The 13,730-nt window shown below is 64.7% G+C and carries 16 protein-coding genes; 9 read left to right on the top strand and 7 right to left on the bottom strand.

Annotation, left to right across the window (positions count from 1 at the left end; translation table 11 throughout):
- Nucleotides 1-86: 86 nt before the first annotated feature.
- The gene (locus tag AC0YKC_RS14415; RefSeq protein ID WP_488511514.1) at nucleotides 87-1,325 is read right to left on the bottom strand and encodes an MFS transporter; all 1,239 of its coding nucleotides are present in this window, start codon (nucleotides 1,323-1,325) and stop codon (nucleotides 87-89) included.
- A gap of 99 nt (nucleotides 1,326-1,424) precedes the next feature.
- On the opposite strand from AC0YKC_RS14415, the gene AC0YKC_RS14420 reads away from it, so the two are divergent.
- The 7 genes from AC0YKC_RS14420 to AC0YKC_RS14450 all read left to right on the top strand — a co-directional run bounded on the left by AC0YKC_RS14420 (nucleotide 1,425) and on the right by AC0YKC_RS14450 (nucleotide 7,126).
- Nucleotides 1,425-2,333: a LysR family transcriptional regulator gene (locus AC0YKC_RS14420; RefSeq protein ID WP_488511515.1), complete on the top strand. Its 909-nt coding sequence runs from the start codon at nucleotides 1,425-1,427 to the stop codon at nucleotides 2,331-2,333.
- 80 nt (nucleotides 2,334-2,413) lie between these two features.
- Nucleotides 2,414-2,968 (top strand): isochorismatase family protein, encoded by a 555-nt coding sequence (locus tag AC0YKC_RS14425; protein ID WP_320298432.1) that lies wholly within the window; start codon nucleotides 2,414-2,416, stop codon nucleotides 2,966-2,968.
- Between the two features lie 82 nt (nucleotides 2,969-3,050).
- Nucleotides 3,051-3,506 carry a GFA family protein gene (locus AC0YKC_RS14430; protein WP_488511516.1) on the top strand — a complete coding sequence of 152 codons (456 nt, stop codon included), beginning with the start codon at nucleotides 3,051-3,053 and terminating at the stop codon, nucleotides 3,504-3,506.
- Between the two features lie 297 nt (nucleotides 3,507-3,803).
- On the top strand, nucleotides 3,804-5,012 hold the full coding sequence (locus AC0YKC_RS14435) for an amidohydrolase family protein (protein ID WP_488511517.1): 1,209 nt from the start codon (nucleotides 3,804-3,806) through the stop codon (nucleotides 5,010-5,012).
- A gap of 102 nt (nucleotides 5,013-5,114) precedes the next feature.
- Entirely contained in the window at nucleotides 5,115-5,291 is a 177-nt protein-coding gene (locus AC0YKC_RS14440; protein WP_488511518.1) for a DUF2934 domain-containing protein, read from the top strand.
- An 83-nt stretch (nucleotides 5,292-5,374) separates the two neighbouring features.
- The gene (locus AC0YKC_RS14445) at nucleotides 5,375-6,688 is read left to right on the top strand and encodes a mechanosensitive ion channel family protein (RefSeq protein ID WP_488511519.1); all 1,314 of its coding nucleotides are present in this window, start codon (nucleotides 5,375-5,377) and stop codon (nucleotides 6,686-6,688) included.
- 279 nt (nucleotides 6,689-6,967) lie between these two features.
- The gene (locus AC0YKC_RS14450) at nucleotides 6,968-7,126 is read left to right on the top strand and encodes a DUF1127 domain-containing protein (RefSeq protein ID WP_488511520.1); all 159 of its coding nucleotides are present in this window, start codon (nucleotides 6,968-6,970) and stop codon (nucleotides 7,124-7,126) included.
- A 10-nt stretch (nucleotides 7,127-7,136) separates the two neighbouring features.
- On the opposite strand, the gene AC0YKC_RS14455 is transcribed toward AC0YKC_RS14450, so the two are convergent.
- From AC0YKC_RS14455 to AC0YKC_RS14475, 5 genes are all read right to left on the bottom strand, one after another.
- Nucleotides 7,137-8,351: a lipase family protein gene (locus AC0YKC_RS14455; RefSeq protein WP_488511521.1), complete on the bottom strand. Its 1,215-nt coding sequence runs from the start codon at nucleotides 8,349-8,351 to the stop codon at nucleotides 7,137-7,139.
- A 162-nt stretch (nucleotides 8,352-8,513) separates the two neighbouring features.
- Nucleotides 8,514-8,810: a putative quinol monooxygenase gene (locus tag AC0YKC_RS14460; protein ID WP_320298426.1), complete on the bottom strand. Its 297-nt coding sequence runs from the start codon at nucleotides 8,808-8,810 to the stop codon at nucleotides 8,514-8,516.
- Nucleotides 8,811-8,833: 23 nt separating this feature from the next.
- Nucleotides 8,834-9,148: a GYD domain-containing protein gene (locus AC0YKC_RS14465; RefSeq protein ID WP_320298425.1), complete on the bottom strand. Its 315-nt coding sequence runs from the start codon at nucleotides 9,146-9,148 to the stop codon at nucleotides 8,834-8,836.
- 224 nt (nucleotides 9,149-9,372) lie between these two features.
- Nucleotides 9,373-9,561 carry a hypothetical protein gene (locus AC0YKC_RS14470; protein ID WP_488511522.1) on the bottom strand — a complete coding sequence of 63 codons (189 nt, stop codon included), beginning with the start codon at nucleotides 9,559-9,561 and terminating at the stop codon, nucleotides 9,373-9,375.
- Nucleotides 9,562-9,656: 95 nt separating this feature from the next.
- Nucleotides 9,657-9,932: a hypothetical protein gene (locus AC0YKC_RS14475; RefSeq protein ID WP_488511523.1), complete on the bottom strand. Its 276-nt coding sequence runs from the start codon at nucleotides 9,930-9,932 to the stop codon at nucleotides 9,657-9,659.
- Between the two features lie 295 nt (nucleotides 9,933-10,227).
- Between AC0YKC_RS14475 and AC0YKC_RS14480 the strand changes: the two genes are divergently transcribed.
- Together AC0YKC_RS14480 and AC0YKC_RS14485 are read left to right on the top strand one after the other, a co-directional pair.
- Nucleotides 10,228-11,397 (top strand): aminotransferase-like domain-containing protein, encoded by a 1,170-nt coding sequence (locus AC0YKC_RS14480; protein ID WP_488511531.1) that lies wholly within the window; start codon nucleotides 10,228-10,230, stop codon nucleotides 11,395-11,397.
- Between the two features lie 290 nt (nucleotides 11,398-11,687).
- On the top strand, nucleotides 11,688-12,236 hold the full coding sequence (locus AC0YKC_RS14485) for a YbhB/YbcL family Raf kinase inhibitor-like protein (RefSeq protein ID WP_488511524.1): 549 nt from the start codon (nucleotides 11,688-11,690) through the stop codon (nucleotides 12,234-12,236).
- A gap of 200 nt (nucleotides 12,237-12,436) precedes the next feature.
- Here the strand turns inward: AC0YKC_RS14485 and yghU are convergent, their stop codons facing one another.
- Nucleotides 12,437-13,306, bottom strand: coding sequence for a glutathione-dependent disulfide-bond oxidoreductase (yghU, locus tag AC0YKC_RS14490; RefSeq protein ID WP_320298421.1), 870 nt, complete (start codon nucleotides 13,304-13,306; stop codon nucleotides 12,437-12,439).
- Nucleotides 13,307-13,730: the final 424 nt, after the last annotated feature.

Here is a 13,730-nt window from a genome sequence, read left to right on the forward strand (position 1 = left end):
AAGCATGTCTCCCGAAAGTGGGCCCGGTTTCGGGACAAAGACATGCTTAAAATCAAAAACTTAAAGCAGGTCGCGTGAATCCTTTTTCACGCGACCTGCTTTAGGTCGACCGCCAGCGCGATGAACCCGAACAGCGCCCCAACCGCGCACACCGCGTTCCAGCCGCCCCAGGCCCAGGCAATGCCGGCCAGCAGCGAGCCAATCGCGCCGCCGATGAAGAAGATGCCGACGAACAGCCCGTTGATGCGGCCGCGCGCCTTCGGCTGCAGCAGGTTGACCGCGCGGCGGCCCAGCGTCTGGTCGCCGGTGACGCCGATATCGAGCAGCACGGCGCTCGTGCCCATGAAGATGAGGGACAGCCATGCGCCGCCGGCCCCGGCCGCGTCGTCCCCCGCGCCGGCCCAGGCGGCGAGGCCGAGCGCCGCGATCAGCGCGAGATGGCAGAGGATCGTGGCCGGGCGCGTAAAACCGCGGTCGCCGGCGCGGCCGAAGATCGGCGTCACCGCCGCACCCCCGGCGCCGACCAGTGCGAACAGGGCAATGCCTTTCTGGCCGAGATCGAAGGGCGGGGCCGAGAGGCGCAGCGCCACCGCCGTCCAGAACACGCTGAAGGCCGCCATCACCAGGCTCGCCGTGAAGGCGCGCCTGCGCAGCACCGGCTCCCGGCCCAAAAGTCCGACAAGCGAGGCAATCAGCCTCGCATAGTTCGCATGCGCCGGCGGCCGCCGCCTCGGCAGCGTCAGGCCGAGCAGGACGGCAAGCAACGCCAGTGACGCGGCGCTGATACCGTAGAAGGCGCGCCAGCCGAAAGCGTCGGCGACGAGGCTGGCGATCGGACGCGACAGCAGGATACCGATCATCAGTCCGCTCATCACGTCGCCGATGACGCGCCCTTCCTGTCCCGGCGGCGCCATCGAGGCGGCCACCGGCACCAGCACCTGGATGCAGGAACAGGCGGCGCCGAGCACGAACAGCACGGCAAGCAGCGAGGCGGCGGACGGCGCGAATGAAGCGACCGCCGCGGCGAGCGCGGCCGCGCACAGCATGCGCAGCACCAGCGTGCGGTTCTCGACCAGGTCCGACAGCGGCACCAGGAAGAACAGCCCGGCGGCATAGCCGAGAAGCGTGGCCATCGAGACGAGGCCGCTCTCCGATGCCGCGGCGCCGAGCGATGGGCCGATCAGCCCGACCAGCGTCTGCGGAGCGAACAAATTGGTGACGATGATGCCGACCGAAGCCGCGAACAACAGCGTCTGGGACCGGGTGACGGTGCCGCCGATTTCGCTTGGCCGTTCCGCCAGTTGCGCGTTGTGTGTGCCGTGCATCAAAACCTCCTCGCTGTCCGCATATTCAGCGAGGACTTTATTCGGAACGATCATAATGCTACAATTGAAATGTTCCGATAATGATTATGCGAGTTGCGCATGAACATCCATGACCTCGAAGCCTTCGTCGCCGTCGTCGAAACAGGCTCCATCGTCGGTGCTTCGGCTAGGCTCAACCTCACCCAGCCCGGCGTGACGCGCCGGGTGCAGAACCTCGAGGAGCAACTGGCGACGCCTTTGCTCGACCGCCAGTCGAAGCCGCTCAAACCAACGGCATCGGGCCGCGAGGCCTATGAGCATGGCCGCCGCGTGCTGCGCTCGCTGGAGGATCTGAAGGCGGGTGTGTCGCCGGCCGGCGAGGTGAGGGGCGAGTTCCGCCTCGGCATCATGCCTTATCTGTCGACCAGCGCGCTGTCCGAGCCGCTCGACAGCTTGCGTGCAGCCTTCCCGCAACTGACGCTGAAGATCACCTCCAGCCTGTCGCCGCGCCTGGTGGAGCAGGTGCTGCGCAGCGAGATCGACGCGGTGGCGGTCTGCCTTGCCGAGGGTGTCGCGCCGCCGCCGGAACTCGTCGGCGACGATCTCGGCGTGCAGGCGGTGCTTCTTGTCGCTTCGCCCGGCCTTGGCGTGCCGAAGCCGGCTGAGCTCAACGATCTTGCTCGCTACCCCTGGGTGCTCAACGAAACCGGCTGCGGCTTCCGCGCCTTCATCCGCCATCGTTTCGAGGTGGCCCGGCTGCCGTTCCATGTCGGTGTCGAGGCACAGGGCGCCGATCTGAGAATGTCGCTGGTGGCGCGCGGCCACGGCATCGGAGTCGTCACGCCCGGCGCGCTGTCGGGCAGCCAATGGCGCGACGCGGTCGAGGTGGTCGATTGCCCCGGCTTCAAGCCGCGGGTGCGCTGCTGGCTGCTGCACCGCCCGCCGGCCGGAAGGTTGGCGCGCCCGATCGCGGTCTTCCGCGATGCGCTGGCCGAGGCGCTGAAGGGGCCGATGCCGCTGATGTCGTAGGGCTTCTCCTTCTCCTGCAAGAGCAGAAGAGGGCGGTCGTGCTGCCTTGACCCAACCCCCGCCCACACTATCTTCGCGCCATGCCAGATAAAGCCCCTTCCGCCACTGCGCCGCTCATCGTCATCGACCTGCAGACCGGCATGTTCGACGGCCGCTTCGATCCGCCGATCCATGACGCCGACACAATAGCCGAACGCACTCGCAGGCTGATCGACTGGGCGCGGCATTCGGGCCGCAAGGTGGCGTTCGTGCGCCATGACGGGCCGGAGGGCGACCCGCTGGCGCCGGGCGCCTCCGGCTGGCCGGTCTGGCCGCTGCTCGGCCAGGCGGCCGACGAGCCGACCTTCGGCAAGAGCGTCGGCAACGCCTTCTCCAATCCCGAGCTCGCCCGATGGGTAACAGGGCAGGGCGCGAAGGACGTCGTGCTTCTTGGCGCCCAGACCGATTTCTGCGTCGCCGCCACGGTCAAGGGCGCCTTGGCCGAGGGCTTGGGGGTCACTGTGGTCTCCGACGCGCATTCGACTCTGGACAGCGACAAGGAGAAGGCACCCGACATCATCGCCCGCCACAATGAGGTCTTCGAGGGGCAGGGCGCGCGGATGACGACGACGGCGGAGCTGACAAGCAAGGGTTGAAGGGCCGCATTCCTTCGCGCGCTGTCCCGCAGACATGTCAGTGAAGTCTCGATCCGGAGAACGCCAACCCAAGGAGCCCATCTTGCCAACGCTTTCCCTGCCCGCCGAAGGAGGCTGCCGCTGCGGCCGCGTGCGTCTGAAGATTTCGGCGAAACCCTTGCTCACCATGGCCTGCCATTGCACCGGCTGCCAGTCGATGTCGTCCAGCGCCTATTCGCTGAGCGCGGCAATCCCGTCGGAAGGTTTCGAGGTGACCAAGGGCGAGCCGGTGATCGGCGGCCTGCATGGCGCGTCGAAACACTATTTCTGCGGCCACTGCATGACCTGGATGTTCACCCGGCCCGAAGGGATCGACTGGTTCGTCAACCTGCGCCCGACCATGCTCGACGATCATGCCTGGTTCACGCCCTTCATCGAGACCTGGACGGCCGAGAAATTTCCCTGGGCGGCGACGGCGGCCGTGCACAGCTACGCGGCGCTGCCTTCCTTCGAGGAATATGAGCCGCTGGTCGCCGAATATGCCGGGGCGCAGGGGTAAAAAAAACGGCGACCTGGGCAAGGTCGCCGTTGGCATTTCCGTTCATGGTCGACGCGGCCGTTGGGGGCGCATTGTTGGGGATGTGCTTGGGCGTCCGCGCCGACCAAGGCGGCCTCATACCGCAGACTTCACCATGGCACATTTGCCGCCTGCTGAAACTTCCGCGAAAACGGTATATGGCGGTGGTTGCACTTGCCTTCCTGCACACGGAGGAGAAGGCAAGGGCGAAACACTTTCTATCCCTTGCCGCATTGACCTCGTCCGCCCGACCGGCGACGACTGACGCTTTCCTTTTCAATGGATTGCATCGTGAACGAGACTCATTTTCTCAACGCCAGGCTTGCCGACAGCACGGTCGCTGACCTCGCCGTCGCCGGGGGCCGCTTCAGCGCCATCACTCCGGCCGCCAATGCGGCGACCCCGCCGGTCGGCGCGATCGACCTCGCCGGTCAGCTCGTGCTGCCGGCTTTCGTCGAGGGCCATATCCATCTCGACACCTCGTTTTTTGGCGATGCCTGGCGCCCGCACATTCCCTGCACCAATGGTTTTGACGTGCGCGAGCGGGTCGCCTTCCAGATGCGCAACCTCGAGCGGGCCGCGCCGATGGAAGAGCGGGCGAAAAACCAGCTCGAGCTCTGCGTCGGCAATGGCAGCCTCGCCATGCGCAGCCATGTCATGGTCGATGCCGCGGTTGGGCTGAAGCATGTCGAGACGATCCTCGGCGTGCGGGAGAAATACCGCGACCTGATCGACATCCAGCTCGTCGCCTTCCCGCAGAGCGGCATCCTGTCCTCGCCAGGCACCGCGGAGCTGCTCGACGAAGCGTTCAAGCTCGGCTGCGATCTGATCGGCGGGCTCGACCCGGCAAGCTTCGACCGCGATGTAAAGGGCCATCTCGATGTCGTCTTCGGCCTAGCCGAAAAGCATGGCGCCGGCGTCGACATCCACCTGCATGACCGCGGCACGCTCGGCCTGTTCGAGATCGAGGAGATCGTCGCCCGGACCACGGCATCGGGCATGCAGGGAAAAGTCGTCGTCAGCCACGCCTACGGGCTGGGCGACGTCTCGGCCGATGCGTTGGCCGGCGCCGGCGAGCGGATCGCCGCCGCCGGCGTCGCCATCATGACCAATGCGCCCGGCGATCGTCCTTTCCCGCCGGTGGCGGCGCTGCGCAAGGCGGGCGTCACGGTCTTTGCCGGTTCCGACAACATCCGCGATTCCTGGTGGCCTTATGGCGATGGCGACATGCTCAACCGCGCCAACATGATCGGCTACCGCTCCGGCTTCTACGAGGATTGGGAACTGGAAGCCGCTTATGACGTGGTGAGCCATGCCGGCGCGAAGGCACTGGGGCTCGAAGACTACGGGATCGCCGTTGGCGCCAAGGCGGATTTCGTCGCGCTGAAGGCCGAGCATGTCCCGGAAGCAGTGGTGGCGGTGCCGAAGGATCGCGCTGTGTATCGGGCGGGCAGGGAAGTGGCGCGGGACGGTCGAATGATCAGGTAAGCGACGGTCGGCGCGGAGAAAACAGCCGCCGACAGGCCTTCGCATGGATCGTTTCGCCGGCGCCGGCGTTCCTTCAGCTGAAACAGAGATCGGGAGGTTTCCATGGCTGAGCAGAGCAGGGAAGACCGTATCCGCCAACGCGCCTATGAGCGTTGGGAAAAAGAGGGAAAGCCCGAGGGTGCAGATCTGCGTTTTTGGGAACAGGCGATGGCCGAGATTGACGAAGAGGATCAGGGAAAGGATATGTCGGGCAAACGTGCCCGCCGGGCCGGTGCATAGTCGCCAGAGCGCCATGAATGCGTGGCCCTGAAAAGGGTCGGCAAAAGCCGGTTCGCTAGCCCGCCCATGATGGTCGTGAGGCAATGGACGTTCGCGATGCCATCCGTCGAGCGCTGGTCTGGTCCAGCGGATGGTTCAACTACGCCACCTCGCTGTGGCTGCTCTACCAACTCGCCATCATCTTCACGCTGTTCCTCGCGGCCAGGTTCGCCGGGCGGCGCGTCGAGTTGCTGCTTGAGGACCGGGCACGCCAGATCAAGGGTCACCCCGGACTGCTGAGGCTCGTGATCGCACTGCTACGACGCACCGACTGGATCCTCTTCACGCTCTTCCTGCTTGCCGCGCTCAACCTCGTGCGCGTTTTCGTGTGGCCAAGCCACCTCTACCTCCTCCATGTCGTGCTTTCGCTGTCGCTTGCCTGGCTTCTCGCGTCGGTGCTGTCGCGCATCGTTCGCAACCGCCTCGTCGCCCGCCTTCTCGGCTGGCTGATCTGGCTCTACGCCGCGCTTGTCATCCTCGGCGTCAGCGACGAGACCGCGACCTTGCTCGACAGCCTCGCAATTCCCATGGGCGCGATCCATCTTTCCGCCCTGCTGCTGCTTAAGGCGGTGCTGCTCCTGGTCGCCACGGTCTGGCTTGCGGTGGTCATCGGCAATTATGTCGATGAGCGCGTCCGCATCTCCGAGGAGCTGACACCTTCAATCCGCGTCCTCGTCGGCAAGGTGGCAAAGATCGGCCTGGTCCTGGTTGCCGGCACCGTCGCCCTTTCCGCCGTCGGCGTCGACCTGACGGCGCTGACGGTTTTCTCCGGCGCGATCGGCGTCGGCCTTGCCTTCGGGCTGCAGAAGGTCGTTTCGAATTTCGTCTCCGGCATCATCATCCTGCTCGACAAGTCGATCAAGCCGGGAGACACCATCTCGCTCGAAGGTACGTTCGGCTGGATACGGGAATTGCGCGCGCGCTTCGTGTCGGTGGTCACGCGCGATGGCCGCGAATATCTCATCCCGAACGAAGACTTCATCACCCAACGGGTCATCAACTGGTCGTTCAGCGACAACCTCGTGCGGCTCGACGTGAACTTTGGCGTCTCCTACGACGCCGACCCGCACAAGGTCAGCGAACTGGCGATCGAGGCCGCGATCAGCGTCGGCCGGGTCGAAGCGGATCGACGGCCGGTTTGCTGGCTGACGGGCTTCGGCGACTCCTCGCTCAACTTCGTCCTGCGCTTCTGGATCCACGATCCGCAGCAGGGCCTGACCAATGTGCGCGGCAAGGTGCTGCTGGCGCTGTGGGACACGTTCAACAAGAACGGCATCGGCATCCCCTATCCGCACCGCGAGGTCATCGTAAGGGAAGCCGGGCCGGCCGGACTGAAAGGCAATTGGGCGGCGCGTTGAAACGGCGGGGAGTAAGCGCGGCTCCCTTCAGGGGACGTGACCCAACGCATCAGGCGATAGGCCCAAGCGTCTGACATTGCAGGCCCTGCAGGCTCGCGTCCTGCGCACGGGCTGCATGTCCGATCCCATGAATTAGTTCGCATGCATATGTTTCAAGCCGCTCCGGCTTCGTGAAGCATTTCACCGTTCGCGCGCAATCGACTGGTTACAGACGCATCGCAAAAGCGGCACCGGGAAGAGGCGGCACCGGTTTTCCGCTGCTGATCTACGGGGGTTTTCATGTTCAAAAGTCTCAACCGAATCCGCGCCGCTTTCGCGCAGGCCAGCAAGCGCCGCCGCACGACGCGCGAGCTCAACGAGCTGCCGCCGGAAGTCCAAAAGGACATTGGCTGGCCGCATCAGTCCGACCAACCGGACGAAATCCGCCTGCCTTTTTAGCTGGCGATTCCTATTGGGCGCAGTTCGGCGTCGCCGGGGCGCCGTTGAACCTGTCCTGTGTCCAGGCGATCAATCCGGCCTCGAGCGGCGAGCCCCCGGCGACCAGCGAAAGATGGCCGCGGCCATCGAATTGCCGATAGTCGATCTTCTGTCCTGCTGAGCATCGCCGTGCGACATAGGCCTGCTGGACGCGGGCGGGGACGAGATCGTCTTCGACGCCCTGCGCGATCAGGACCGGGACATTGATCGGGGCGGTGGGCATGTTCTCATCCAGTCTTGCGCCTAACGGGCCGGAGGCCGGATCCCGTTTGAAGATGCCGCCCGGCAGCAGCATCGTCTCGACGATCGAAAAAAGGGTCGCCCGGCCGCCGACGCATCGCCCCGCCATGTCGCGGGCGAGGATCATCGACACGGGACCGAGATAATCGCTGAGCCGGACGTCGGGGTAGGCCTTGGCGTAGGCCTCGGCGAGATACGCAGACACGATCTTGCCGAACATTGTGCCCTGCACGGCTTCGAACAGAGCGCGCAGGTCGGTTGCCGGCGCAAACGCCGCGACCCCGGCCACGCTGATGTCGGGCGCATAACCCTCCGCGCGCATGCCGGCCCACAGCGCGCTGTTGCCGCCCTGCGAGTGCCCCCAAACTGCGACCTTGCCGCCGGCGTGGAGGCCAGGCATCTGGCGCGCGGCGCGCGCTGAGTCGAGCACGGCTCGCGCAGCGTCCTCGCCGATCAGATAGGCATGGTCGCCGGAGGTGCCGAGGCCGACATAGTCTGTCGCGACATAGACCCAGCCCTGCCTGAGCAGGGCCTTGAGCGCCGGCACGTTGTCGAATGGATGTTTCAACACCGATGGCGCGCAGCCGGGTTCCATGCCGGTCGTGCCATGCGCCCACGCGACCACGGGTCTGCTTGCCGCACCCGAACCCGTCGAGGCCACAACAACTCCGCTTGCAACGGCCGGCGTATCGTCGTCGCGCGTGGTCGCATAAAGCACGCGCCAGGCCTGCGCTCCCGCCGGCACGTCACGCGTGAAGGGCTCGCTCGCCATCAGGGTTCCCGGTGGCGGAATGGGGTCGCGACGGTTGGCGTAGAAAGCATCGGGCGCCGCCGGCCTGGCAAGGTACCACAGGCCTGCGACGAGGACGCAGGCCGCCGCAACAAACACCGCGGCCAACCGCGCAAGCAGCCCACGTTTTTTCTTCGGTTGCAAGCTCTGTGCCATTGCTGGGGACTTCGCCTCGCTGGACTGACTGTGACATGGCGCAGCCTCTGCTTTCTACCAGCGAAGGAAGGTGACAGCCACACGGGCACGGCCGGTCCGTCGACATGTCCGATGGCGAAGGCCGGGCGCTGCAGACGGCCCGGCCTTCGCCGATGGGTTGCGTCAGCCTATTTCCGCGACGACCGTCCCCGACACTGGATCCGTCACGCCGAGATCGCCGCCGAGGTCCTCGAGCATGTCGCGGAAGGTGTCGAGAACGCCGATCATCATCGGGCGCGCCGCGGCGAGACTGTCCATGTCTTTCCATTCGCCGACCATGCAGAACGTGCGCTCGCCGGTCTTGATAAGGGCACCTTTGCGAAAGCCCTTGGCGTTCAGCGAGACCTTTTCGTGCGCATCGACGAAGGCTTTTTCCTTGCCTGGCTTGGTGCGAAAGCGGACTACGTTATAGGCGGTCATGGGGTCCTCCGATCGGTTTGAGGTCAGCCGGCCGGCTTGTAGGCGCCGGCGGCCTTGTTGGCGGCCGCGATCACGGCCTTCATGTCGAGTTCTTCCAGGACGACGAGGTCGCTCACCGAACCGCTTGCCCGCACCGCAAGCGTCATGCCCATCCCGGCAATCTGGTCCGGTACCTCGCCATTGACGATGACGTCGTAGATGCCGCGCGTGAACATCAGGCTGCTCATCTTGCCGCCCACGCTTTCAAAGAGCGCCTTGATTGCGGCCTCCCGGTTCGATCCTTGCATCAGCCCTTTGGCGGCATGGGGTTCGTATGTCGCCAGTATGGTAACCTTCATGGGATCCTCCTCCAGATATCACGACCGCCCGGCCGCTTGCGCAGCGCGGACTTGCCGGTTTTTCTGTGACATTTGACCTGGTCCGTGGACCGCCGGGAGAACATGGCCACGGCGGTCCAGCCGGAGCATGGCTTCGGCTTCCAATAATATGCGCTTTTTCTAATGTAACGACAATCCCGCCATGCGTCGTGCCGGGGCCTGTCGGCCGTCGAGAGCAGCTGGCGCTACCCCAGCCACCACCACAGCGCGCCGACCACCAGCGCGGCGGCCACGACGCAGCCCGCCAGCATGAGGTAGGAGCCGATGATCATCTCGCGGATGATCTTCTTGATGCTGGCGCGGTCGTTGAGGTTGGGGAAGGGCTCGTTGGGCAGCGCAACGCCGAGGTTGCATCCGCTCGCGCTTTCGCGCAACGGGTTTCTATTCGCAATCGCTAAAATGTTTGAATCGACTGGCTGGCAGGGGTGGCGGTCCGCTCCCGGTCCGCCACCCACGGTTGGAAACCATTTCAGGCGTGGCCGGCCAGCGCGTTCAGCTTGGCGCAGAATTCGGCATGCGGCTTGCTCATCGCCGCGTCCTGGCATTCCTTCATCATCGACGCCTGGTGCTTCTTCGACATCTTGGCCCAGACCTTCTTCATGTCGGCATCCGACTTCATGGTCTTCATCGTCTTGTCAGTGAAGAAGGGAGCCATCATCTTTGGCTCGTCAAGGATGCCGGCGAATGCCGTGCCGGCGATGACCGACGCCGCCAGCAGGCTCAGAAATGCCGTCTTCGTTTTCATGGCCTTGTTCTCCCATCGTTGTAGCCCCACAGCAGGGCACCTTCATCAGTAGCACCGACGGCAAATAAATTAGAGGATCCTAGTACTTATCCAAGGTCACGTTTCGGTGAGCGGGATGACCGATGGTGTCGGTCCGGCCGGGACCAGGTTGGCCTGTGCGCGTTTTCGCGGCTGGGCTATTCAACTCGGCCAAAAAACCTGATAATAGGTCAGTAAAGTTGACCTAAATGCTGATTTGCCGCTCGGGAGGCGCGCCTTGACCCTGTTGAACCTTCTGGCCTCGCGCTTCTCGCGCATGAAGGCCTCCGAAATCCGCGAGCTGTTGAAGCTGCTCGACCAGCCGGACATCATCTCCTTCGCTGGCGGCATTCCCGACCCGTCGCTGTTTCCGGCCGAAGCCATTGGCGATGCCTACCAGGCGGTGCTCGGCGGCAAGGAGGCGGGGGCCGCGCTGCAGTACCAGGTCAGTGAAGGTTTCCTGCCGCTGCGCAAATGGCTGGCCGCCCATATGGGCAAGCTCGGCGTTCAATGCGACGAGGGCAACATCTTCATCACCTCCGGCTCGCAGCAGGCGCTCGACTATCTCGGCAAGCTGTTCTTGTCTCCTGGCGACACGGCCTTGGTCACCTGGCCGACCTATCTCGGCGCGTTGCAGGCCTTCAACGCCTATGAGCCGCGCTATGACCGGCTGAACACCGCTGGCGGCAACATGACACCGGAGGCTTATCGTGCGGCCGCCGCCGCCAATGGCGGCAAGGTGAAGTTCGCCTATCTGGTGCCCGATTTTGCCAATCCGACCGGCAACACGCTTGACGCCAAGCAGCGCGAGGCGGTGCTCGATCTCGCCGGCGAGCTCGACATCGCCGTCATCGAGGACGCCGCCTACCGCGCGCTGCGCTATGACGGCGAAGGCGTGCCGCCGATCCTGGCGCTCGACTGCGCCCGCTCCGGCGGCATCGACAAGGCGCGCACGCTCTATTGCGGCTCGTTCTCGAAGATCCTATCGCCCGGCATGCGCGTTGGCTGGGTCTGCGCGCCTCATCATGTGGTGGAAAAGCTGGTGCTGATGAAGCAGGCGTCCGACCTGCACAGCCCGTCGATCAACCAGATGGTCATGCATCGCGTCGCCGAGACCATCTTCGATGCCCAGGTGGACAAGCTGATCGGCGCCTACCGCAAGCGCCGCGACGCGCTGCTTTCCGCGCTGGAGGCCAACATGCCCGACGGCATTTCCTGGAGTCGGCCCGACGGCGGCATGTTCGTCTGGCTGACGCTGCCGGAAGGCGCTGACGCCACCGAGCTCTTGGCGCGTTCGGTCAAGGAGGCGCGCGTTGCCTTCGTGCCGGGCAACGCTTTCTTCGCCGACGGCACCGGCCGCGACACGCTGCGCATGTCGTTCACGCTTGCCGACGACCGCGCTGTGAACGAAGGCGTGCCGAGACTGGCGAAGCTGCTGCCGGCCTGATCTCCTCGAGGAAGATCAGCAGCCTGCTGTCACCTCTAGCTCGCGCAGGCGTGATTGGTAGTGTGCAGCCGTGATTGTCCGCGCGGCCGATTCCTCGGCTAGTGTCGCGACCGATCCAACACCCCCTGGATCGACCCGACCCCGGGGTCCCACCTCCATGGTCCGAACGAAAGAGCCCCGACGGCCTCCACCGGCGGGGCTTTTTCGTTGTTCCTGGGAGCCGCTGCGCCGACTTGCCCTTTTTCGGGCCGCTTTTCCGCTACGCTAATGTTGTCCAGGGAGGATCACAGATGACGACCTTGCGTCTCGGCTTCACCATGCTTGCCCTTGTCGCCTTCGCGGGCCATGCGGCGGCCTTCGAGATCTCCAGCCCGTCCGTTTCGGACGGCAAATGGGATGCGAAATATCTCGGCGACAAGGCTGGCTGCGGCGGACAAAGCGTCTCGATCGCGCTTGCCTGGAAGGACCCGCCCGCCGGCACCAGGAGTTACGCGCTCACCATGTTCGACACCGACGCCAATGGCGGCAAGGGTTTCTGGCACTGGCTTGCCTGGAACATCCCTGCGAGCGCCAAGGGTCTGAAAGAGGGCGCCGGCGCGCAGGGCGGCAAGCGCATGCCCAAGGGGGCGGTGTCGGGCAAGGGCGGCGTCGGCCGCGCCGGCTATTTCGGCCCATGCCCGCCACCCGGCAGCGGCCAGCATCACTATGTCTTCACGCTGTATGCGCTGGGCGAAAAGACGCTGCGCACGCCGGAAAATCCGTCGCCGGAGATGGTGTCGGTCGCGGCCAAGAGCCAGGCGCTGGGCGAGGCGAGCGTGACATATACTTACGGGAGATAGCTACAGTTGATCTCCGGGCGACCTTCGCCTTCGTCATCCTAGGGCGAAGCAAGGAGCGCAGCGACGCGCGCAGACCCTAGGATCCATGCCGTGACGCTAAGGCGTTGAAACGGTTAAGAATTCTGCTCCGTTGCGCCCTTCGGCGCACGTCACGGCATGGATCCTCGGGTCAAGCCCGAGGATGACGAGCGTCGGCGGGGCTACTCCGCCGCCTCCAGCTTGTCCTGCGTCTTCGTCTCAAAGTCGCTGGCGTCGTGGCGCTCGCGCAGCTGGAAGGCCGGATCGCCGGACATGCGGTTGACCATGCGGCCGCGGCTTACCGCCGGCCTTGCGTCGATCGCGTCGGCCCAGCGCTGCACGTTCTTGTATTCATGCACCGAGAGGAACTGATGGGCGTCGTTGTAGCTGCGGCCCTTGGCGAGCCCGCCATACCATGGCCACACCGCCATGTCGGCGATCGTGTAGTCGGGGCCGGCGAGATATTCGCTTTCGGCCAGCCGCCGGTCGAGCACGTCCATCTGCCGCTTGGTCTCCATGGCAAAGCGGTCGATGGCGTATTCGATCTTTTCCGGCGCATAGGCATAGAAATGCCCGAAGCCGCCGCCGAGATAGGGCGCCGAGCCCATCTGCCAGAACAGCCACGAGAAGGTTTCCGCGCGCGCCGCGCGCTCGGTAGGCAGGAATTCGCCGAACTTTTCCGCGAGATAGGTGAGGATCGAGCCGGACTCGAACACCCGTACCGGCTTCGGCTCGCTGCGGTCCATCAGCGCCGGGATCTTCGAGTTCGGGTTGACCTTGACGAAGCCGCTACCGAACTGGTCGCCGTCTCCGATCTTGATCAGCCAGGCGTCATATTCCGCGCCCTTGTGGCCGAGCGCCAGAAGCTCCTCCAGCATGATCGTAACCTTCTGGCCATTGGGCGTGGCCAGCGAGTAGAGCTGCAGGGGGTGCTTGCCGACCGGCAGTTCCTTCTCATGCGTCGGGCCCGCAATCGGCCGGTTGATCGAGGCGAACGTGCCGCCACTCGGCTTGTTCCAGGTCCAGACTTTCGGCGGGATGTATTGGTCCATATTGGCGGCCTTGTGTTGCGCAAGTGGCGGGAAGTCTGCCACGGATGCCGATAGACTTAGGGGCGGTTCCGCGCGGGTCAAAGAAAAAAGTTCAATCTTCGTTGAACTAGCGCTTGTGCCAGTGCCAGTGTCTCTTCCTTCTCCCCTTGTGGGAGAAGGTGGATCGGCGCGCAGCGCCGAGACGGATGAGGGGTGTTCCAGCGGAGTGAGGCGTTGGTGTCATCTGGAGCACCCCTCATCCGACCTCGCTCCGCGAGGCCACCTTCTCCCACAAGGGGCTAGCGTGCGCACACATTTGCGTCTTGTGGGTGTCAAGCGGGAAGGTGGCCTGCGAAAGGGGCTTGAAGGGCTGGAATCGCGTGTGATTCTGTAGCTGCCATTGTTGATTCTGGAGGTTTCGACGATGGCCTTGCTGCTTGGATAC

The sequence above is a fragment of the Mesorhizobium sp. CNPSo 4661 genome, assembly GCF_057784215.1.